Source organism: Paracnuella aquatica, from assembly GCF_003332885.2.
GTDB classification, from domain to species: domain Bacteria; phylum Bacteroidota; class Bacteroidia; order Chitinophagales; family Chitinophagaceae; genus Flavisolibacter; species Flavisolibacter aquaticus.
On record NZ_QOWJ01000018.1, the window covers coordinates 96231 to 118939 of the forward strand.

A 22709-nucleotide genomic window follows, 5' to 3' on the forward strand; every position below is an offset into this window, starting at 1 on the left:
GGTCGAGGGTATGCTACCAGTTGATTACTTCGGTGTTTTGCACCAGTCGTTCTTTCTGTTCTTCGCGGCCTTTAAAGTGGCGGAAAGATTTAAAATAACGGTAGTTGGTATTGAGTTGCCAGCCCCTAGTTTCTTCTTCGATGTGCGACATTTTGGTACAAACCGTACCCGTGCCGCGTATCGCCACGCAACCCTGCGCCAGTGCGCTTTTAGGCGTTATTGAAATGCCGGCAACTGCTGCGGCAAGCATGTATTTGATAAAAGTATTGTTCATGTTGGTGTTCGTTTGTTGTAATGAAGATGTTTAGAAAAAGGATCAATCCGCGCCATCGGTACGGGCACGGGAGATGGCAATTTTGCCAATGGTGTTGCCCATTTCCAGGCCCACTTCGCAATCGCTGCGGTAGTGGATGCCGCCATACAACCGCGACATGGATGCTTCATCTGCCATGCTTTTAAAGCCGGCAGCCTGGCCGGGCAGCAGGTACGATAAAAATGTAGATGCGGCACCGCTGAACGTGGAATGTCCCGAAGTAAATGAAGGGAAATTGGGCACGCCGGTCAGTGTTTTAATCGACGGATCTACCTGCGATGGACGCGGGTTGAAATAAGTGAATTTTGCATCCCAACAGCAAATGGCTGCATCCATCATGGCCAGGTTGAGCAAGGCCAGGTTACGGGCCCAGCGTACCTCGCTGTAGCGTTCCTTTACAAAGGCTTCGGCTGCAATGGCATTCCAGTGGCCCGGCGGTGTGTAGGTGCCTACACCATCGGCCCAAAACTGCACAATGCGGATGCGTTCTGGGGTCGCATTTTCGGTGTAGTATTTTACTTCTTCCAGTTCTTTTTTAAACTGCGCCGAGTGCACAGATGGCGGTGCTGCCGGCCGGCCGTTGATCACCATCATCGAGTCCATCAGGAACGATTTGGTTTTGCCAAAAAGCGGCAGCATGGGTGGCCGTTTGGGCGCATCAATACTGATCCACGGCGTTTCGCCTTTGGCAACAGCATCTGCAGCCATTTGGTCCCATTGCGCCTGATTGCCTCCGGCGGTACCGGCACGGTCGGTGCGGGCACGGGCCACAAATTTTTGCGCAATCATTTTACCCAAAGCCTCGCCGGCTTCCAGCTCGCTGCGGGTGTTCATGCCGGCCAAAATGCGCGACAGCTTGTGCTCTGTAGCCATTTGCTGTACATAGGCCTGCTCGGTAGGAAACAGCAGTTTCAACAATTCGGCCGACACACCGGCAATCACGGCATCTTCCGATGGGTAAGTAGACAGCTCCGAAACCGGCAACAGGGTCTTTATACCGGCATCGGCCTTGTGTGGCGCGGCTTGTTTGTACAGGTTTTTGTAATGCCATGCCGCCACCAGCGCATCGTACTGCGCAGCCGATACATAAGCGTAGGCCCGTGCAGCATAAGGCGGACTGGCAAACGGGAAAATGGGATACGCAAAGGGGTTGGCTGCATTGGGCACGGGATAAGTGCCATCGGCATTTTGATATGGCGGCAGGTTGTACTTGGCCACTAGCGTACGCATGATCTCGTTCCAGCGGAGCACACCACCGGCACCCCAGTACCGGATCGATGCTTTTTGCTCGCCGGTTAGTTTTTGCTGCCAGCTTTTTATTTCATTCAGTTCGGCAATGTAGCCCGGGCTGTTGGCGGCCTGCGGTGCGGGCAGACTTACTTCATCGGCTTTGGTGAGCAGCAGTGGCTTCCAGGTACCAGCCTGGATATCGATGTTGGCTGGTGCCAGTGCGGGGAACGACTCAGAGCGGTCTTCCGGCGTTTTGTTGCATGCAACAAATAACAGTGCGCAGGCACCTATAAAAAAGGATAACGAATGTTTCATGGTGTTTGGCTTGTTTTGGTTACTGCTGCTTTTTTCCCAAAGTTGAAAATGTAAAATGCGCCGGCATAGTAAGCGGTGGCCTGGCCCATGTTGCGGCCTGCCACGGCATGTGTGCCACCGGCAGTAAGCGTAACCCATTTCAGCCAGCCCGGTTCGTACCGCAGGCTAAGGCCTACATTGGTTAGATTCATCCGGTTGCTTGGGAAAGGCATGTCATTTCTCCTGATATCAAAACCGCCAAGCGTGGTGGTGCGGTCGGCGGTGGCTTCAACAATAAGCTGGCGGCCGCGGTAACCGGTGCGCAGGTTGGCATACCACATATCGGGCATTTCCACTTCGTTGGTGTAGTGCATTTCGGTGGTGTAATACGCGGTGCGGGCAATGTCCACATTGTTGCGCAGGTGGTACGAAGCAGAACCGGTGATGAAAAATTTTCCGCGCTGATAGTCGGCCAGGCCCCGCACAAAAGCAGCTCGGCTGTGCAGGCCAATGGACATGGGCAAAAAGTCAGGCGTGTAATTGCTCAACGGCGCCGAAACACCAGCCAGCGCAAACAGCGAAAAAGCCTGCTTTTCGCCTTTGTGCTGAAATGCATTCCATTTAGCGGCCAGCGTGCCATCCTGAAATCCTTTTTGTCCCTGCAATGTTCCGGCCGATGCTTTGGTAAAAACATAAGGCACAGCAAACAGCAGGTTTACTTTATTGCTGATGCCGTAGTTGCCCATCAGGGCTACACTTTGCGTGGTAATGGTGCCGATGTTTTCGTTGGTGCGTTTGAGCGTTCCTTCCCAATAGTGATCCCAGGAATTGTGGCTGTACTGAAATCCTACGCATAGTTGCTTTTTGTTCATGGTCAGCGCATCCAGGTCGGTTTGGGCCTGGCCGGCGCTCCAAAAAAAGCAACACGCAGCTGCAAGCAGGAGCCTGCCAGCGTTATTGCATCTCATAAAAAAGTTATTGTGGTGGTTCGTTGAAATGAATACCCGTGTAGCCAATGGCTTTTAACCAATCAGGCTTTAGGTAAACTGTGTGGATTGAAATGTAATGTGCTTAACAACGAACCTCGGGCGGCTGGCCCATTACTGTTAGTGCTGGTTGCGGTATCAGGGATTGATCAAAAAAGTGCTGTATTGGCGTTGGCGCGGAAAGCTGCGGAATGCGCCACAACATGCATTGGTCGTCAAAATCGGACAGGGCTGGTTTGGAAAATTTAATGGTGCTGCCGGCCGCTCCTTTTTTACCAGTACCATCGGCCTGGAATGAATTGGCCAACTCAAAAAACCGGTCGCGGGCCGATTCAATTTTGGATTGCTGTTTATTAGGCAGGCATTGCAAATGGATTTGCCCATCCACCACTTTGCGCTGCACATACTGGTAGGTTACGCCGTCCAATTCAATTTCGCCACGCACCTGTTCCCAATCGGTCCAGTCCATTTGGTAAGGCAGCGACAGCGGTACTGTGATGGTGATGAGTTCGGATGCATCATATTGTTCCCCATCCACTGCGGCAATCAGCGCCGTTGTAGCGCGGTGCTCTGCCCAGTTGAACAGCAGGCGGTATCCTGCAATATTAAAAAGGAGCAGGCCCAGGAAAAATATGGCGGCAAATCGTTTCAAGCAGGGCTCAAATTAACATTTTTTAACAAACCCGGGTATTAATATCCAATTTTATTTTAAGACCAATGCAGTCCCCAAAATGCTGCACTATTACCCTCTCCTATTCTGCTGTACCTTTGGCCTCAACGCTTGCTTTTTAATTACATTATGAGTTACCAACCCGAAAACAAGATTCGTTTAGTTACGGCCGCATCCCTGTTCGACGGGCACGATGCCGCCATCAATATCATGCGCCGCATTTTGCAATCGAAGGGCGCCGAGATCATTCACCTGGGTCACAACCGTTCGGTGCACGAAATAGTAGAATGCGCTATTGAAGAAGATGTGCAGGGCATTGCCATTACCTCCTACCAGGGCGGCCACGTGGAGTTTTTTAAATACATGAAAGACCTGCTGGACGAAGCGGGCTGTGGCCACATCAAAATATTTGGCGGCGGCGGCGGCACCATTTTGCCACAGGAAATTAAAGAGTTGCACGATTACGGCATCACCCGCATTTACAGCCCCGATGATGGCAGGAAACTGGGGCTGGAAGGGATGATTGAAGACGTGTTGAAACAATGCGACACGAGCCTGAACGGCAACGGTGTTTATACTAAACCCATGAACCTGGGCGAAGTAAAAGATGTGCGGCAGATAGCACGGCAAATAACCAATGCCGAAAACGGTGTGGTCAATAAAGTGGATCTACTCACCGAAAAAACAATACCCGTCCTCGGCATTACCGGCACTGGTGGCGCAGGCAAATCATCGGTTACCGACGAACTGGTGCGCAGGTTTTTGGCTGCGTTTGGGGATAAAACCATCGCGGTAGTTTCAGTCGATCCATCCAAGAAAAAAACCGGTGGTGCGTTGCTCGGCGATCGTATTCGCATGAACAGCATTTCATCGCCACGGGCTTATATGCGGTCGCTGGCTACGCGGGATGACAACACAGCGCTGAGTTCGGCCGTGCAGGATGCATTGAATATTTGCAAAGCAGCCGCGTTTGATTTTATCATTTTGGAATCGGCAGGTGTGGGCCAAAGCGATGCATCCATCTTGGATTATTGCGATGTTAGTTTGTATGTAATGACGCCAGAATACGGTGCGGCATCGCAGCTCGAAAAGATCAACATGCTCGATTATGCCGATGTAGTAGCCATTAATAAATTTGATAAAGCCGGCGCACTGGATGCACTGGCCGATGTGCGGAAGCAATACAAACGCAACCACCAGTTGTGGACAGCAAAAGACGATGAACTACCCATAGTGGGCACCATCGCCGCACAGTTCAACGATGCGGGTGTAAACGAGTTGTTTGAAAAACTGATGGCCGCTGTGCAAACCAAAACGGGTGCCGGTTTCGGCGCCATTGAATTGCACCAGCATACAAAAGATACCACCAGCAAATCGCAGATCATTCCGCCCAAACGGGTTCGTTATTTGAGCGAAATAGCCGACACCAACCGGGCTTATGATAAATGGGTAACAGACCAATGCGCGGTTGCTTCAAAGCTGTACCAAATTAATGGTGTGATGCAAGAGATTCCGGCTTTTAAAGAGATGGAATCTCTAAAACTTGCCTTTGAAGAAAAGCTGCATCCGCAATGCCGCAAGCTAATTGAACAGTGGCCGCAGGTTGTAAAAAAATACAACGCTGATTTTTTTGAATACCAGGTGCGTGATAAAGTGATCCGCCAACCATTGACCACTACTTCGCTGAGCGGCACCCGCATTCCGAAAGTTGTTTTGCCGCGTTACAAAGACTGGGGCGATATACTGCGCTGGCAATTGCAGGAAGGTTTGCCCGGCGAGTTTCCATACACCGCCGGCGTGTTTGAACTAAAGCGCCAGGGCGAAGATCCTACCCGCATGTTTGCTGGCGAAGGCGGCCCGGAACGCACCAACAAACGCTTCCATTATGTATCGGAAGGGCAGCCTGCAAAGCGCCTTTCCACTGCATTTGACAGCGTAACACTCTATGGTGAAGACCCTGCACACCGCCCCGATATTTACGGCAAAGTAGGCAACAGCGGTGTGAGTATTGCTACCGTTGACGATGCAAAAAAATTATACAGCGGTTTTGATCTGTGCGATCCGAAGACATCTGTATCGATGACTATTAATGGGCCGGCGCCCATGCTGCTGGCATTTTTCATGAACGCCGCCATCGACCAGCAATGCGAAAAATATATTGAGCAAAATGGACTGTGGAGCGACGTAGAAACGTTTGCCAAAACAAAATACAAGAACAATAATCCCCCGCGCTATTACAATCCTGCGGCACCGGAAAGATTGCCCCATGGCAACAATGGGCTGGGTTTAAAGCTACTTGGCCTTAGTGGCGATGAAGTGCTGCCTGCCGATGTGTATGAGCAATGCAAACAAACCGCCTTGCAACAGGTACGCGGCACGGTGCAGGCCGATATTTTAAAGGAAGACCAGGCACAAAACACCTGCATCTTCAGCACCGAGTTTGCGCTAAAATTAATGGGCGATGTGCAGGAATATTTTATTCAAAACGCAGTACGCAATTTTTACTCGGTTTCTATTTCGGGATATCATATTGCGGAGGCCGGCGCCAACCCCATTACGCAGCTTGCGTTTACGCTGGCCAACGGTTTTACTTATGTAGAATATTACCTGAGCCGCGGCATGCACATCGACGATTTTGCGCCCAACCTTTCGTTCTTTTTCTCCAATGGCATGGACCCCGAGTACAGCGTAATTGGCCGTGTGGCACGCCGCATTTGGGCCAAAGCTATGAAAGAAAAATACGGTGCCAACGACCGCAGCCAGAAGCTGAAATATCATATTCAAACCAGTGGCCGCAGCCTGCATGCGCAGGAAATTGATTTCAACGACATTCGCACCACGCTGCAAGCGCTGTATGCTATTTACGACAACTGCAACAGCCTGCACACCAACGCATACGACGAAGCCATTACTACGCCTACCGAAGAAAGTGTACGCCGTGCCATGGCCATTCAACTGATCATCAACCGCGAGTTGGGTTCGGCAAAAACAGAGAACTTTATTCAGGGCTCTTTTGCCATTGAAGAACTGACCGAACTGGTGGAAGAAGCCGTGTTGCAGGAGTTTGACCGCATTACTGAAAGAGGCGGTGTGTTGGGCGCTATGGAACGCATGTATCAGCGCAACAAAATACAGGAAGAAAGCCTGCATTACGAGCACCTGAAACATACCGGCGAACTACCGCTGATCGGTGTAAACACTTTTCTGAACAAAGCCGGAAGTCCTACGATTTTACCTGCTGAAGTGATCCGCGCAACAAGGGAAGAAAAAGAGCTGCAGATCGAAAACCTGCACGCCTTCTGGAAGCGCAATGAAGACAAAAGCGAAGCAGCACTAAAGCAGTTGAAAGAAGTAGCCATTAGCAACGGCAACCTTTTTGCCGAACTGATGGAAACGGTGAAGTATTGTTCGCTGGGACAGATTACCCATGCGTTGTACGAAGTGGGCGGACAATACCGCAGAAGCATGTAGTAAACAAATACATGTTTTTATAAAAGCCCCGGCAGATTAGCACATCTGCCGGGGCTTTTTTTGTTACTGGCACAAGTTTTTATCCACTTTATAAAACCATAATTCATGATCAAATGGATGGCCGCGGCAGGCATGTTATTGCTGGTGCAATGTGCCGGTGCACAGGAAGATAAAGTGGTGGCCGACCGACCCAGCGAAACGCAAACACCGCAACTGACAGCGCCTAAATATGTGCAGATAGAAGCCGGCATCCGCAAGGAAGCCAGCGGCGGCGATTACACCATCTTTCATCCACGCACCGCTGTAAAATACGGCCTGTCGAAAAAGGTGGAACTGCGTGCAGAGATCGATGCGGATTCGGAAAAAGCATTTTCTAAAAGCGAATACAAATATGGTTTGCTGCCGGTGCATCTTGGCTTTAAAGCAGCGCTGCTTGAAGGGAACGGCGCATTGCCGCAAACCACATTTATGGGCATGGCAGGCATGCCCACCTGGGCATCACACGACAATAAAGCGCCGCATGTAGCACCGCAACTGCGCCTGCTGATGGAAAACAAATGGGGCGAACAATGGGAGCTTGATTACAATGTTGGCGCCGAGTGGGATGGCAATGCTACGGCGCCGCAATGGATTGCGACCATTGAACCGCAACTCACCCTTAACAACAAATGGCAACTGTTTGTGGAAGCTTATGGTAAATGGCAAAAAGGCCATGGTCCGGAGCATGTGGTGGATGCCGGCATGGGCTATTTTATTTCCAAAAACCTGAAGCTGGATGTGATTGCAGGTAAAGGTTTATCGCATGAAGCACCGGAATATTTTATCAGCACCGGCCTTGCATTTCGGTTTAAAATGTAAGTGCATTTATGCATAAAAACCGGACAGCCGCTGGTATGCTTTAGGCGTAATGCCTTCCACTTTTTTAAACAGGCGAACAAAATAATTCACGTCCGAAAAGCCGCATTGCAGGCTTACTTCAAATAAGGACATGCGCCGTGTGGAAAGCAACTCCTTAGCCAGTTTGATGCGTTCGCGGATAATGTATTCAAGCGGCGTGATGCCTAGCTGTTCGCGAAACCATTTAAAGAATGCATTGCGGCTCAGGTATGCTTTGTGGCACAACTGGTCTACCAGTATTTTATCGGTCAGGTGTTCGTGAATATAGCGCAGCACAAACTGCAGCCGCGAACGATTGGGATCGCAGATGGCAGCCACTTCCACCTGTTGCAGGTGCTGGCTTTGAATCAGCCGGATCAACAATTCTTTTAAATTCAGATCGGCAAAAACACCTTTGGCTTTATCGGCGCTGCTGCAAATGCGAATCAGTTTATTGATCAGTGCTGTGATCTCTTCATCGTTGTCAAAATGAAATTTATTGCACTGCAGTTTCCAATCGGTTGTGCCATCCGGATCGCTGTTGAAATGTTCGTTTAAATACTGCAATGTTTTGCGGATATAACCATCGTCCACCGCCAGTGCAATACACTGCGATGGATTGTGTGCAGCCGCTTCCGGAAAATCAATCACCATCGTTTGGTTTGCCGGCACAATCACGGTTTCGCCGGGCAGGTAGTCAAACGCAGGCTTGTTGGGCAGGTGCATTATTTTTTTACCCCGCACCATGCTGGTAATTACAAAATCGGAAAACTGCAGCGGCACGGCATAAGCCTGCTGGTAGCTTTCAAAAACATTCAGCTCGCAATTGTGCAGGTTAAATATGCGGCGGGCCTCCACCAGCGTTTGCAAGTGTTTTTCCGGAGTAAGGTTGATGGTGTGCAACAGGCGCTTTGTAGCCACAGGCAATGCTTTTGGTAATCGTTAGTCGGTTTAAATTAAGCAGAAAAATGCAGCAGCCGGTTAATTAAAGTACAATTGTGCTATAAAATAATACGATTTTCTGCCCCTCCTATCCCCTGTTTTTTCCAACTTGTACCTATTCTTCACCCAAAAACTTGCTTGCATATGTCTACCGCAACTGTGGCGGCCCGGGCCGAAAACCTGGTGGCACGCCCATCGTTCAAAGACCGTTACGACCATTACATCAACGGGAAATTTACCGCACCTGCTTCGGGCCAGTACTTCGATAATATTTCGCCGGTAGACGGCAAAGTATTTACGCAGGCCGCAAGGGGCAATGCGCAGGATATTGAGCGGGCACTCGATGCTGCATGGGCGGCATTTCCTGCATGGAGCAAATCGGCGGCCTCCAAACGCAGCAATATTTTATTAAAAATCGCCGACCGCATCGAGGAAAACCTGGAGTATCTGGCGGCTGTGGAAACCATCGACAACGGTAAGGCCATCCGTGAAACATTGGCCGCCGACCTGCCGCTGGTAGTGGATCATTTCCGCTATTTTGCCGGCGTGCTGCGTGCCGAGGAAGGCTCTATTTCGGAGCACGATGAAACAACTGTAAGCATACAACTGCACGAGCCAATTGGCGTGGTGGGACAAATCATTCCATGGAACTTTCCGCTGCTGATGGCCACATGGAAAGTAGCACCGGCGCTGGCTGCAGGTTGCTGTGTTATTGTAAAACCCGCGGAGCAAACACCCACTTCCATTATGTGCCTGATGGAACTGGTTGGCGACCTGTTGCCGCCGGGTGTATTGAATATTGTAACCGGCTTTGGCCCCGAAGCGGGCAAGCCGCTGGCCACATCGCCTCGTGTAAGTAAAGTAGCCTTTACCGGAGAAACCACAACAGGCCGCCTCATCATGCAGTATGCATCGGAAAACCTGGTGCCTGTAACCATGGAGCTGGGCGGCAAAAGCCCCAACATTTTCTTTCCATCGGTAATGGAAGCCGATGATGAATATTTTGACAAAGCCATTGAAGGCGCCGTGATGTTTGCGCTGAACCAGGGCGAAGTATGTACCTGCCCCAGCCGCATACTGGTGCACGAAAGCATTGCCGATAAGTTTCTGGAACGCGTGGTAAAACGCACCCTTGCCATTAAGCTGGGCAACCCGCTGGATAAAACCACCATGATGGGTGCACAGGCATCGGAAGACCAGTTCAATAAGGTAATGAGCTACTTCGATATTGGCAGGCAGGAAGGTGCCGAAGTGTTGTGTGGCGGCCGTGCATTTAAAAATGAAGCAGCGCTGGAAAACGGCTATTACATTGAGCCCACCATCTTCCGCGGACACAACAAAATGCGCATTTTCCAGGAAGAGATTTTTGGCCCGGTAACATCGGTAACTACGTTTAAAACCACAGAAGAAGCCATCGAGCTTGCCAACGATACGCTGTATGGTTTAGGTGCCGGCGTATGGACCCGCGATGCGCATGAACTGTACACGGTGCCCCGCGCTATTCAGGCAGGTCGTGTGTGGGTAAACTGCTACCATGCTTACCCGGCACATGCACCGTTTGGTGGTTATAAAAAATCGGGCTTTGGCCGCGAAACCCACAAGATGATGTTGAATCATTACCGTCAGACAAAAAATATGCTGATCTCGTACAGCAAACAAAAGCTCGGATTTTTTTAAAGGCTTTTGAACCACGAAGACACAAAGCACACCAAGCTGCTCGAAGGATAATTTGATGTTGCAGCGCAGCGGGCTTTGTGTCTTTTTCTTTTTAAATAAAAGTGTTGTGTTACCGGGTCGGTTACAGACTTAATGATTGATGCATTTGCTTTTTAGCACAACACAAAAACCAACGAACAATGGCTCCTCCAAAAGTAGTGACCACCGATGCTGCAAAAGTGCTGATCAGGCAACTGAAAGAACTGCATGGCCCGCTGATGTTTCACCAAAGCGGCGGCTGTTGCGACGGATCGCAGCCAATGTGTTTTACGCTGGGCGAATTTAAAACCGGCAACAGCGATGTATTGCTCCAAACCATTGAAGACTGCCCGTTTTACATGAGCCGCGATCAATATGAATACTGGAAACATACCCAACTGATCCTGGATGTAACGCCGGGCCGCGGCAGCTCTTTTTCGCTGGAAATTCCGCTGGGCGTACGTTTCCTTACCCGCTCCAGGGTGTTTACCCAAAGCGAGCTGGCCCAACTGCAATCTCTAACCGAAAATGCAGGCAACAACGAATTGTTGCATCAATGATTGCAGCCTATACAACATCCAGCCTCATTCAATAACAAAAGCATCACCCAAGCGCCATGTGCTGGTGCGGTTTTTTATCTATCTTAGTCGGCCCGGCAATTAATGCGCAGTGCTCTTTGCCGGGTAAATAAGCCGCTGTCCCTTCTGCCATTTTTTTCACTCAAAAAAATGGAACGCATGGGAAATCATGAACAAGGCAACGACAGCACGCAGCAGCACCTTACCACCAACCAGGGGCTGAAGATTGCAGACAACGACAATTCGCTGAAAGCAGGCGTCAGAGGCGCTACCCTCATCGAAGACTTTCATTTCCGGGAAAAGATGACCCACTTCGACCATGAACGGATACCGGAGCGGGTGGTACATGCACGGGGTGCCGCGGCGCATGGCGTGTTTCGTGTGTACAACGACTCGTTCAAGCAATACACCAAGGCAAAATTCCTGACCGACCCAAGCCTCCAAACCGAAGTGTTTGTGCGCTTTTCTACCGTGGCTGGTTCCCGCGGATCGGCCGACACGGTGCGGGATGCACGGGGCTTCGCCACTAAGTTTTATACCACCGAGGGCAACTACGACCTGGTGGGCAACAACATCCCGGTGTTTTTTATCCAGGATGCCATCAAGTTTCCCGACCTGGTGCATGCCGTGAAGCCCGAGCCGCACAATGAAATTCCGCAGGCATCGGCGGCACACGATAACTTCTGGGATTTTATTTCCCTGATGCCCGAATCGCTGCACATGATTTTTTGGGCCATGAGCGACCGGGCCCTGCCGCGCAGCTACGCCATGATGGAAGGTTTTGGTGTGCATACCTTCCGGCTCATTAACGAAGCAGGCGTTTCGCATTTTGTAAAATTTCATTGGAAACCTACGTTGGGCGTGCATTCGCTGGTGTGGGACGAAACGCAGAAACTGGCCGGCAAAGACCCCGACTTTAATCGCCGCGACCTGTGGGAGGCCATTGAAAAAGAAGCTTTCCCCGAGTATGAATTAGGCATGCAGATCATCCCCGAAACAGATGAATTTGCTTTTGATTTCGACATACTCGATGCCACCAAAATATGGCCCGAAGAACTGGTGCCGGTGCAGGCGGTGGGCAAAATGATCCTGAACCGCAACCCCGATAATTATTTCCAGGAAACAGAGCAGGTTGCTTTTCACCCAGGCCACCTGGTGCCCGGTATTGATTTTTCCAACGACCCGCTGTTACAGGGCCGCTTGTTCTCCTACCTCGATACGCAGCTCATTCGCCTGGGTGGGCCCAATTTTGCCGAAATACCCATCAACAGGCCGCAGGTGCCGGTGGTGAATAACCAGCAGGATGGTTACATGCGCCAGAACAATATGAAACGCAAGGTCAATTATTCGCCCAACTCGCTGGGTGGCGGATGCCCTTATGCGGCTGGTGCCGATATGGGTGCATTTACCCATTATGCCGAACGCATCGATGGCCACAAGATCAAGCAGCGCAGCGAAAGCTTCAACGACCATTTTACACAGGCCCGCCTGTTTTACAACAGCGTGTCGAAAGCGGAGCAAATGCATATTTTGGAAGCCTTTCAATTCGAACTGGGCAAAGTGGATACGATGCATATCCGCGAACGCATGGTGGACCTTATTGCAAAAGTAGATACCGAGCTGGCGCAGCAAGTGGCCGAAGGCGTTGGCGTTACCAAAAAGATAACCGTGGAGCCGCAACCAATGCCCACCACCGAAGGCAAACGCCGGGTGGATGTGTCGCCGGCATTGAGCCAGTTGAATACGGCAATGGATTCCATCAAAAGCCGCAAAGTGGCCATACTGATTGAAGATGGTTTTGATGGCAAAGCGCTGGACGAGATAAAGGGCATGCTGGAAAAAGCAGGCGCTACCTGCGAGGTTATTTCCAAAGCACAGGGCCAGCGCAAAGCCGCCACTGGCGCCGATGTGCAAACCGATAAAAGCCATGTAACCACCGGCTCCATTATGTACGATGCGGTGCTGATACCCGGTGGCCGCCAATCGGTGGACAGCATGAAAAAGATGGGCAAGGTGCTGCATTTTATTCGCGAAGCGTATAAACATTGCAAACCCATTGCAGCCATTGGCGAAGGCGTGGAATTGGTTGAGGCCTGCCAGTTGCCCGAGCAGATGGTGTTTGAGCAAGCACAAACCGACAAAGGTTTGGTGAGTTCGGCAAAAGGCGGCGATGCAGCCGAAGTAGGCCGGCAGTTTATTGAAGCCATGAAAAAACACCGGCATTGGGAACGGGAAGAAAATAAAGAGCTGATACCGGCTTAATAAAAAACGCAGCACCAATTGGTGCTGCGTTTTTGTTTTATCGCTTGGCTCGTTTGTATTGATCGGGCCATTCTATATCCACGCCCAGGTCTTTGGCTGCATGCAGCGGAAAATAAGGCTGCCGCAAAAACTCGCGGGCAATGATGATGAGGTCGGCCTGGCCATTTTGCAAAATAGCCTCGGCTTCGCTTGCCTGTGTGATGATGCCCACCGCGCCGGTGGCAATGCCTGCGCCTTTTTTCACCTGCTCGGCATACGCCACCTGGTACAGCGGTCCCGCCGGGATTTTTGCCGCAGGCACATTTCCGCCGGTCGAGCAATCGACCAGGTCGACACCCATCTCTTTTAATTTAATTGCCAATTGCACCGAGTCGTCGCCGGTCCATCCGCCTTCCGTCCAATCGGTTGCGGAAATGCGCACAAAAATGGGCAGGTCTTTAGGCCACACTTCCTGCACGGCGGCTGTTACTTCCAGCACCAGTCGGATACGGTTTTCAAACGATCCGCCGTATTCATCGGTGCGCTGGTTGGACAGCGGCGAGTAAAATTCGTGCAGCAGGTAGCCATGTGCCGCATGAATTTCCACCACTTTATAACCGGCCTGCAAGGCACGCTGCGCAGCTGCTTTAAAATCGGCCACTACTTTTTTGATGCCGGCTGTATCAAGCTCAATGGGTGCAGGAGTGTCATCGGAAAAAGATAGCGCACTGGGTGCAACGGTTTGCCATGCGCCTTCCTCATGGTTGAGTGAATCGCCACCGAGCCAGGGTGCACGGTGGCTGGCCTTGCGGCCGGCATGCGCCAGTTGTATGCCCGGCACGGAACCTTGCCCAGTAATAAAGGAAGTGATGCGTTGCAAAAACGGAATGTGCTCGTCGCTCCAGATGCCGAGGTCGGCAGGTGTAATGCGGCCCTCGGGGCTAACGGCTGTTGCCTCCTGGATGATGAGCGCTGCACCGCCTACGGCGCGGCTGCCGAGGTGCACCAGGTGCCAGTCGTTGGCAAAGCCATCCTGTGCGGAGTACTGGCACATGGGCGATACAACGAGCCGGTTTTTGAGGGTGATGCTTTTAAAGGTTAAGGGTTGAAATAGTAATGCCATAATGTGTGCTTCTTCAGGAGCAAAGTTGCTTGCAAATGCCGCTCCATTTGTCAGCGCTGTGTTTGTTTGCTATTGATCTTTTCTATGGCCTGATAGGCAACAGCCGTTAATGATTTGTTAAGCAAAAAATTTTCACCCAACCCTTTTGCCTCCGCAAGGGGTACTGTTTATAAATGGGAAGACAAAAAGCAATCATCAATTTTTAATCATGAACAACCAACTGAACGAACACCAACCGAGGGATTGCTAAAGCAGCAGCATCCGGTATTAATGCGCCCCGTTTACTTACTTCAACAACGCTGCAGGTTGTTTTATTCAACAAGTAATGCAACCGCCCAGCATAAAGCATTTTACCGCCGGATGCCCGGCCTGTACCTTGCCTGACAGCACCCAAATGTTCACCTACTTTTTAGTTCATACCACAACCAAACACTAACCAACAAAACCTTTAACGATGAAATGGATCTCTTACTCATTTTTAATAGCATTCTTTTCTTCCTGTACGGCCGTAAAAGTTTCGGTGCCGCAACAGTTTAGCAGCAGCGCCACCCGCCTGCCCATCAAAGGACTCAATGGCTGGATGGTGAACCAGAAACTTTCGTTTGCCCAATACCAAACATCTGCCATCAAACGCGGGTGGGATTTTAGCTCGTCGGTGCAGTACACCCGCTTTGGCATGCGGCCCGAGGATTTCCTATTACGCGTCATCAACATCGGTACCGACCGCCAGCTTTTAGCACAGCACAACAAGTTTCAATACACCCTTTCCGATGGCAACAACATCACGGAGATTTATGCCACCGAAAAGTTCAATGAAAAAGACTTGGTGTATAAAACAGACCATGCTTTGCTCGGCAACGTATCGGCCACGCAGCGCTACGAGTATGCATTTACGGCAGCCATTGTGCCGGTGAGTGCACAAACACCGGAACCCTGGTCGCTGGTGATGACGCACAAGTATGATTCGAAAAAAGACACCATCCGCGGCTTATTTTACCAACCACATATAGAGGAAGAAGGCTACGCCACCAACGGCAAAGAAAAAATTATTATAAAACCCCTGCGACTGCAAGATGTAACCACCAAAAGCGGCAAGCAAACCAAAGTACTGGGCGGCCCCATGCTTACGGGTTATGAACTTAAATGGGACGATGGACTGGTGGCCATTATCGACATCATGGACAACTCACTTTGGCTGTACAACGATTTGGAGGCATCAGATAAACTGGTGCTTTCGTCCATTGCTTCGGCCATTTTGCTGAAGCGGATGCAGGACGTAGAAAAAGACCGTGATAACGTAGCACGCAGCTTTTAAGCACCCATGCAAACCATAGCAACCGACATACAGGAACTACTTGATGGCTGCCGCGCCAACCGGCGCAGTGCGCAGGAAGGGCTGTACCGTCAGTTCTATGGCTTTGCTATGACCATTGCGCTGCGCTACAGCCGCGATGAACTGGATGCAGCCGACATCATGAGCCATGCGTTTGTCAAGATATTTAAAAGCATCCACACCTTTGATCCCGAAAAAGGTTCGCTGCATGCATGGATCAAACGCATTGTGGTAAACGAAGGTTTGGACCACATAAAAACACGCAGCCGGTTTAGCGAAGAGGTGGAATTGGAATCGGTGGCGCAGCCTGCGTATATCAACAACGCGGCGTTGGAACAAATGGGTGCCGAAGAGATCATGAACCTGATCAAACGACTGCCGCCGGCAACGCATGCCGTGTTTGTGCTGTATGCGGTGGAAGGCTACAACCACCGCGAAATTGCCGAGCGGCTCCACATCAGCGAGGGCACATCGAAATGGCACCTGAGCGAAGCCCGCAAAACCCTGCAACAGCAACTACAGCATTTGAATAATTGATGCATCCAAAAGAACGATACGAGGAAATCATCACCGGCAAACTTACCGCACTGCCGCTGCCCGATATGGCCGATGCCATCTGGCTGCGGATTGAGCGGCAGTTGGATATTGACCTGCCATCGGACGAAGGCGGAAATATGCCCGAACCACCATCGCCATGGAGCGGCGGCGGGCTTGCCGTTGGTGCAGGTTTGCTGGCCGTTGTAGGTGCGCTGATCGCTTTTTTGTATCTCCAACCCGTTTCCAACAAAATAACCAACAACACTCCTGCAAATACTCCTGCCAACATCCAGGTAGCAACGCCAACAATTAATAATGATATTCCTTCCAATCAAAGCGCATTGATGAAACCCGTAAATGGCCCACCCGCAGCTAACACAGGCAAGCCGCAAACGGCGGCACCCGAAACTGCAATTGCAGATGTGACCATTGCGCCAACACCAAATGGCGACAGCAGTTTTACGCCTGCTGAAAACCTCACGGCGCAAGCGACCACAAATGTGCCCGCAGCGCTGCCCGAAGTAAAGCAAGACACGGTGCCTAAAAAGCGCCGCGGCCTGCAAAACATCAGCGATAAGGATTACCGTATTGTGCCGAAAAACGGGGACGCGCCATAGGCGGGTTTTTCATTTCCTGTCAAAAATCAGGACGCAGGCATGCGGGCAATGGCGTACCTTTTACTAAACTTTTTGCTATGCCACAAAGCCGCAAACGGCCGGGCCATCAATATCAAAAGCCTGCCGATATTCCGTCTTCGCAACGCACTACGGGCCACCTTTTGTTATCGCTGCTGTTTGCTGCATTTGGCCTGCTCATGGCCTGGTTTGCCACAGGCAACAACATCGTTGTGCTGATTTTGGGCGCTGTTGCCGGCGGCATACTGGGCTGGATGCTGGGCCGGAAAATGGAACGCGACAGCAAAGCATAAGGGGAGCATTGCATTCTTTTTAGAGCAGCAGTTACTTTTCCTTTTTGCCCCAGTTGTCCTGCATTTTGTTGTAAGATTTTTTTGATACCGATGATTTTTTTGCGGGCTTCGAATCGCCTTTTTTCTTGTGGGCATTGATGTTGTTCACCAGCGAATTTTTTACGCCCAGTTTGTTCTTGCTGCCGCCCGATGATTTTTTTGATGCAGCTTTCTTTGTAGCCGTTTTTTTGGCGGTTGCTTTTTTTGGCGCGGTGCGCTTTGATGCAGCTTTTTTAGTCGCTGTTCTTTTTGTAGCGGTACGCTTTGTAGCAGTCTTTTTTGTGGCGGTCTTTTTCGTTGCCGACTTTTTCGCCGCCGATTTCTTCGTTGCTCCTTTCTTTGTTGCGGTGCGTTTTGTTGCGGCTTTTTTTGCAGTGCTTTTTTTAGCGGCTGCTCGTTTTGTTGTTGCCATGGTTTATTTTAATCATACCTGTTGCAATGCCCATGCCCGCTGCATTTTGTTTAATAAAAAAACGGTTAACCATCCATCGCTCAAACAGGTTCTACAATCCATGCAGTGATGGTATCCTCTTTGCATGCCATGCAGTTTATTTGCATATGAAATTTGGTGCGGTTCCCATACAGCAACTCCCCTCCGTTGATTTTACCTTGCCCCCAGACCCGCCGTTCAATGATGAAGTATTGCACGGTAAAAGGGTAAAACATCCCGCGGTGTATGTTGGTGCCGGCACCTGGGGCGATGCCAGTTGGGTGGGCAATGTGTATCCGCCCAAAACGCCAGTCAAAGCATTTCGCAATGTGTACCCGCAATACTTTAATGCTGCCGAACTCAATGCCACGCATTACAACATTTACTCGCCGGAAATCATTGCGCAGTGGGCCGCTGCAGCCAAAGACCGCAACTTTAAATACTGTCCCAAGTTTCCGCAAAGCATTTCGCACTATAGCAATTTTGAAAACACTGCTGCCGAAACAGCAGCTTTCTTGGAAAGCATTGAAGCATTTGGGCCGCACCTCGGGCCCTTGTTTTTACAAACCAGCGAAAGCTTTCCGCTGGCTTCCCGCCATTCATTGTTTAAATACCTGGCCACCCTGCCGCAAAAGCATACTTATTTTTTAGAAGTGCGCCACCCGCAGTGGTACGAAAGCAGCGAAGCGGTGCTTACCTGGATGCAGGTGCTACGCCAGCTGGATATTGGCGCCGTAATAACGGACACGCCTGGCCGCCGCGATGCGGTGCACATGCACCTGCCGCTGCCCAAGCTGTTCCTGCGTTTTGTTTGTAACGAAACACACCCTACTTCTTTCCAGCGCATTGATGCATGGGTTGGGCGCATTGCTCAATGGATTGATGCAGGTTTGCAGGAAGCATATATCTTTTTGCACCCGGGCAGTGATGGTGCAGTGCCGGAGCTGGCAACGTATTGGATTGAACAACTCAATGAACACTGTGGGTTGCAATTGCAGCCCCCACTGCCCAAACAAACCAGGCTTTTTTAAAAACAATTACTCCTGCAAATAACCAAGCGCAGTTTGCCGCAATTTGCTGTGGCATAACAATTTGATGCTTGCCATAAAGCATCGGATATGGAATGGGAAAAGCTTTTGCTGGGCGAAGAAGACTGGAGTTTCCTGGGCGAAGCCGCTTTTCGCACCTGCATCATGTTTCTGGTGATCCTTACTAGCCTGCGGCTTTTGGGAAAAAGGGGCATCAAGCAGCTTTCCGTGTTTGAGTTGGGCGTGATCATCGGGCTAGGCTCTGCGGCCGGCGACCCGATGTTTTACAAAGACGTAGGACTGCTGCCGGGCATCTTGGTTTTTTCCATTGTAGTAGGCTTGTACCGGCTCATTACCTTTCTCATTAGCCGCAGCCAACGCTTTGAACACCTGGTGGAAGGCAAGGCCACTTATATTATCCGCGATGGCGTTTTTATTTTAAAAAACCTGGAGCGGGAACCCATTGCCACCGATGAATTATTTACCGAGTTGCGGCAACAATCCATCTTGCACCTGGGCCAGATTGAGCTGGCGATATTGGAAAACAACGGCGAGATCAGCGTGTATTTTTATCCCGACGATGAAATAAAATATGGCCTGCCGATACTGCCCGAATTGCCGGAGTTTAAGAGCGGGCAAATTGACCAGGGCGGCCATTATGCCTGCACACATTGCGGCTCGGTGCAGGAGTTGATGGCCGCACACCAGCAAGGGTGCACACAATGCGGCAAAGACAAGTGGCGTGCAGCATCCAACAGAAAACGCAATCGTTAAGTACTGCTTAACATTTGGCAAAACAGCCGTTTGCTTACCTTTAAGAAAATCATCTGGCGCCATGTGGAGGATTGCAGTTTCGCTTGTTTTTATTTGTTGCTCCATCACCGTTGCTGCGCAGCAAAAAACTTATTGCAACCCAATCAACATCGACTACGGTTACACGCCCATTCCCAACTTTTCGGAATGGGGCCGGCACCGCGCTACCGCCGACCCGGTGATCGTTCGGTTCAAAGGCGATTACTATCTTTTTTCAACCAACCAGTGGGGTTATTGGTGGAGCCCCGACATGGTGAACTGGAACTATATTCAAAAGTTTTTCCTGAAACCGCAGCACAAGGTCTATGATGAATTGTGCGCCCCTGCCGTGTGGGTGATGGGCGATTCGCTGTGTGTGTTTGGCTCTACTTACACTTCCGATTTTCCTATTTGGGTAAGCACCGATCCAAAGAACAACCAATGGACCGAGGCAGTTGATTCGTTTAAAATCGGCGGTTGGGACCCGGCATTTTTCGTGGACGATGACCAGCGCCTGTATATGTACAATGGCAGCAGCAACCGCTATCCTATGTACGGAATTGAAGTAGCCCGCAGTACGCTGGAACCCATTGGCACCCGCAAAGAAATGTACCTGCTGGAGCCCTGGCGCTACGGCTGGCAGCGCTTTGGCGAATACATGGACGATATTTTTTTAGACCCATTTATGGAAGGTGCCTGGATGACCAAACACAATGGAAAATACTACCTGCAATACGGTGCACCGGGCACCGAATTTAGCGGCTACGCCGATGGTGTAGTGGTGGGCGATGGCCCGTTGGGACCGTTTACGCCGCAATCGATGCCTTTTAGTTTCAAGCCCGGAGGCTTTGCACGGGGTGCTGGGCATGGTGCTACGTTCCAGGATGGCTGGAACAATTACTGGCACACATCCACCATCGTTATTTCTACTAAAAACAATTTTGAACGCCGCATTGGCATCTGGCCAACGGGCTTTGATAAAGAAGGCGTGATGTTCGCCAATACTGCGTTTGGCGATTACCCGCATTTCCTTCCCACCGGTAAAAAAGACGATGATTACAACCCGATGGGTGATGGCGGCTTTACCGGTTGGATGCTCCTGAATTACAACAAACCGGTGCAGGTTTCCTCCACGCTGGGCGGCTTTGCAGCCAACTATGCCGTGGATGAAAACATCAAAACATATTGGAGTGCAGCATCGGGTAAAGGGAGCGAATGGTTTCAAACCGACCTCGGTGCATTGAGCACGGTGCATGCGGTGCAGATCAATTATGCCGACCAGGATGTGGATTCTGTTTTTTTAGGCAAACGTGCCGGAAGCTATCACCAATATCGCGTGTTGCATTCAAGGGATGGAAAAAAATGGAGTGTGCTGATTGATAAAAGTGCCAACAAAACCGATGTGCCGCACGACTATGTGGAGTTGCAAACGCCGGTGCAAACCCGGTATTTAAAGATGGAAAATGCGCACATGCCTACCGGCAAATTTGCGCTCAGCGGGTTCCGTGTGTTTGGCAAAGGAGCGGGCAAAGTGCCCGAAGCAGTGAAAGGTTTTGTAGTGCTGCGCACCGAAAAAGACAAACGCAGTGCATGGCTAAAATGGCGGCCATCGTCTGATGCTTATGCTTATAATATTTACATGGGGATTGCACCGGATAAGTTGTACAACAACGTAATGGTGTATGGCGCCAACGAATATTATTTCAAAGGCATGGATAACAAAATGACCTATTATTATAGCATCGAAGCGATGAATGAAAACGGGGTTTCGGAACGTAGCCCGGTAATGAAAGTGGAGTAACGCGTTTTTGCAAACTTAAATTCAACCAACACTAACAATTATGCTTTCTACACATAATGCCCGCATCAAAAGCATCGCACTGGCATTTGCTGCATTGATTGCGGCTGGTGCAAACGCTCAGCAAAACGATACGCTTGTAAAATTCCTCGACGCAAAGTTTGAGCCCACAACACTCAAGAAGATGGTGTACAAAGGGCAAGTATATAAACAACAAGAACGCTATGCTATGGTGGTCACGCTGCCATCGGGAACGCCGGTGTATACCGCTCAATTTAAAGATGCCAGGACTTCGGTGCTGCATGGCGATTATGTGCGCTATTATAGCAATGGCCGCAAGCAGTCGATGGCCACTTTTGTAAATGGCAAAACCGAGGGCCCGTGGATATGGTGGTACGAGAACGGGCAGGTAATGGATTCGGGGATGGCTCGGAATGGCATTAAAGATGGCAGTTGGTATAACTGGTATCCAAACGGGCAAATGAAGATCCAGCTTACTTATGCACCTGCAACGGAAGTGCAAGGAGTGATGACTACAGCAGCTACAAACTACGCGGCGGTATTTCATGGGCCATACAAATCGTGGTACGAAGACGGGATGCAGGAAAGCGAAGGGAATTTTGCAAACAATAAACGGGTAGGCAGTTGGCGTTGGTTTCACCAGAACGGGAAAGTGTCGACCATTGAAGAGTACAACGAAGCAGGCAAAGTAACCGCCATGCAATGTTTTGATACCATCGGTGCCAGCCAGGGCGATTATTGCAGTCTGAACAGGCCTGCTTTCATTAAAGGCCACGGCGACTTCCGAAGCTACATGACCGAAAATTTTCGCTGGCCCAAGGCCGTATCGGCGCAAAAGAAAAAAGGTTCTGTTTCCATTTCTTTTATTGTATCGACAGACGGAAGGATGACGGATGTAAATGTCAGGGGTACTACAAAGTTGCTGGAGGATGCGGTTAAATACTTCCTGTATCAGATACCACTTTGGGAGCCGGCCATTTCGCACAACCGCGTAGTAGCGTTCGAGGAAAATATTGAAGTGATCTATGAAGGCAAACCCAAATTTACGATGGAGCGTCAGGAGTTCCCGGAAATGTGGCGGCCGGATTATATAAGAGAAGCGATGTGGGAGTAAATAGGTGAAATGAAAGCTGCAATTATATCGCTTGGCTTTCATTTGTTATAAAACCATTTGGAAGGCAGCCATCGTCCAGAGTAAGGATTGTCTTCTCTCTCCCTACCCTACCTCCATTAATGCGACAAGCCCCACATTTCTGTGGGGCTTGTTTGTTGTTAATAAGATTGGCGGTTACCTACTCTCCCGGAGCATTGCTACTCCAGTACCATTGGCCATGAGGGGCTTAACTTCTCTGTTCGGTATGGGAAGAGGTGGACACCCTCGGAA

Annotated in this window: 20 protein-coding genes and 1 rRNA gene; 14 read left to right on the forward strand and 7 right to left on the reverse strand. The window is 50.4% G+C overall.

The genetic code is table 11. The features are described from left to right. Positions 1–13: 13 nt before the first annotated feature. From DRJ53_RS21745 to DRJ53_RS19460, 4 genes are all read right to left on the reverse strand, one after another. Complete coding sequence (locus DRJ53_RS21745; protein WP_241558635.1) at positions 14–274, reverse strand: hypothetical protein; 261 nt, start codon at positions 272–274, stop codon at positions 14–16. 42 nt (positions 275–316) lie between these two features. After that, on the reverse strand, positions 317–1858 hold the full coding sequence (locus tag DRJ53_RS19450; protein ID WP_114237332.1) for a vanadium-dependent haloperoxidase: 1542 nt from the start codon (positions 1856–1858) through the stop codon (positions 317–319). After that, the gene (locus DRJ53_RS19455) at positions 1855–2805 is read right to left on the reverse strand and encodes a hypothetical protein (protein WP_206609842.1); all 951 of its coding nucleotides are present in this window, start codon (positions 2803–2805) and stop codon (positions 1855–1857) included. The genes DRJ53_RS19450 and DRJ53_RS19455 overlap by 4 nt, the downstream gene beginning before the upstream one ends. A gap of 103 nt (positions 2806–2908) precedes the next feature. Next, positions 2909–3475 (reverse strand): hypothetical protein, encoded by a 567-nt coding sequence (locus DRJ53_RS19460; RefSeq protein WP_114237333.1) that lies wholly within the window; start codon positions 3473–3475, stop codon positions 2909–2911. Positions 3476–3622: 147 nt separating this feature from the next. Between DRJ53_RS19460 and DRJ53_RS19465 the strand changes: the two genes are divergently transcribed. Next, on the forward strand, positions 3623–6964 hold the full coding sequence (locus DRJ53_RS19465; RefSeq protein WP_114237334.1) for a methylmalonyl-CoA mutase family protein: 3342 nt from the start codon (positions 3623–3625) through the stop codon (positions 6962–6964). Positions 6965–7069: 105 nt separating this feature from the next. Next, complete coding sequence (locus DRJ53_RS19470; protein ID WP_114237335.1) at positions 7070–7822, forward strand: transporter; 753 nt, start codon at positions 7070–7072, stop codon at positions 7820–7822. 6 nt (positions 7823–7828) lie between these two features. On the opposite strand, the gene DRJ53_RS19475 is transcribed toward DRJ53_RS19470, so the two are convergent. After that, a complete protein-coding gene (locus DRJ53_RS19475) occupies positions 7829–8761 on the reverse strand; it encodes an AraC family transcriptional regulator (RefSeq protein WP_114237336.1) in 933 nt (310 codons plus the stop codon). 165 nt (positions 8762–8926) lie between these two features. On the opposite strand from DRJ53_RS19475, the gene DRJ53_RS19480 reads away from it, so the two are divergent. The 3 genes from DRJ53_RS19480 to DRJ53_RS19490 all read left to right on the forward strand — a co-directional run bounded on the left by DRJ53_RS19480 (position 8927) and on the right by DRJ53_RS19490 (position 13317). Beyond that, on the forward strand, positions 8927–10459 hold the full coding sequence (locus DRJ53_RS19480) for an aldehyde dehydrogenase family protein (RefSeq protein ID WP_114237337.1): 1533 nt from the start codon (positions 8927–8929) through the stop codon (positions 10457–10459). Positions 10460–10638: 179 nt separating this feature from the next. Further along, the gene (locus DRJ53_RS19485) at positions 10639–11037 is read left to right on the forward strand and encodes a DUF779 domain-containing protein (protein ID WP_114237338.1); all 399 of its coding nucleotides are present in this window, start codon (positions 10639–10641) and stop codon (positions 11035–11037) included. Between the two features lie 177 nt (positions 11038–11214). After that, positions 11215–13317 carry a catalase gene (locus tag DRJ53_RS19490; protein ID WP_114237364.1) on the forward strand — a complete coding sequence of 701 codons (2103 nt, stop codon included), beginning with the start codon at positions 11215–11217 and terminating at the stop codon, positions 13315–13317. A gap of 37 nt (positions 13318–13354) precedes the next feature. Here the strand turns inward: DRJ53_RS19490 and namA are convergent, their stop codons facing one another. Further along, positions 13355–14419, reverse strand: coding sequence for an NADPH dehydrogenase NamA (namA, locus tag DRJ53_RS19495; RefSeq protein ID WP_114237339.1), 1065 nt, complete (start codon positions 14417–14419; stop codon positions 13355–13357). A 454-nt stretch (positions 14420–14873) separates the two neighbouring features. On the opposite strand from namA, the gene DRJ53_RS19505 reads away from it, so the two are divergent. The 9 genes from DRJ53_RS19505 to DRJ53_RS19545 all read left to right on the forward strand — a co-directional run bounded on the left by DRJ53_RS19505 (position 14874) and on the right by DRJ53_RS19545 (position 22439). After that, positions 14874–15734: a hypothetical protein gene (locus DRJ53_RS19505; RefSeq protein ID WP_123893710.1), complete on the forward strand. Its 861-nt coding sequence runs from the start codon at positions 14874–14876 to the stop codon at positions 15732–15734. A 6-nt stretch (positions 15735–15740) separates the two neighbouring features. After that, complete coding sequence (locus tag DRJ53_RS19510) at positions 15741–16289, forward strand: RNA polymerase sigma factor (protein ID WP_114237342.1); 549 nt, start codon at positions 15741–15743, stop codon at positions 16287–16289. Next, complete coding sequence (locus DRJ53_RS19515) at positions 16286–16906, forward strand: hypothetical protein (RefSeq protein ID WP_123893712.1); 621 nt, start codon at positions 16286–16288, stop codon at positions 16904–16906. Before DRJ53_RS19510 ends, DRJ53_RS19515 begins: the two co-directional genes overlap by 4 nt. Before the next feature lie 77 nt (positions 16907–16983). Beyond that, the gene (locus DRJ53_RS19520) at positions 16984–17217 is read left to right on the forward strand and encodes a hypothetical protein (RefSeq protein ID WP_114237344.1); all 234 of its coding nucleotides are present in this window, start codon (positions 16984–16986) and stop codon (positions 17215–17217) included. A 227-nt stretch (positions 17218–17444) separates the two neighbouring features. Further along, a complete protein-coding gene (locus tag DRJ53_RS21495) occupies positions 17445–17777 on the forward strand; it encodes a hypothetical protein (protein WP_175580768.1) in 333 nt (110 codons plus the stop codon). A 37-nt stretch (positions 17778–17814) separates the two neighbouring features. After that, entirely contained in the window at positions 17815–18717 is a 903-nt protein-coding gene (locus tag DRJ53_RS19530) for a DUF72 domain-containing protein (RefSeq protein WP_162303936.1), read from the forward strand. An 87-nt stretch (positions 18718–18804) separates the two neighbouring features. After that, positions 18805–19488 (forward strand): DUF421 domain-containing protein, encoded by a 684-nt coding sequence (locus DRJ53_RS19535; protein ID WP_114237346.1) that lies wholly within the window; start codon positions 18805–18807, stop codon positions 19486–19488. 61 nt (positions 19489–19549) lie between these two features. Continuing rightward, complete coding sequence (locus DRJ53_RS19540) at positions 19550–21307, forward strand: family 43 glycosylhydrolase (protein ID WP_114237347.1); 1758 nt, start codon at positions 19550–19552, stop codon at positions 21305–21307. Positions 21308–21347: 40 nt separating this feature from the next. Continuing rightward, positions 21348–22439 (forward strand): energy transducer TonB, encoded by a 1092-nt coding sequence (locus DRJ53_RS19545; RefSeq protein ID WP_114237348.1) that lies wholly within the window; start codon positions 21348–21350, stop codon positions 22437–22439. Between the two features lie 165 nt (positions 22440–22604). Here DRJ53_RS19545 and rrf read toward each other — a convergent pair. Next, positions 22605–22709 (reverse strand): 5S ribosomal RNA (gene rrf / locus DRJ53_RS19550); the annotation flags it as partial.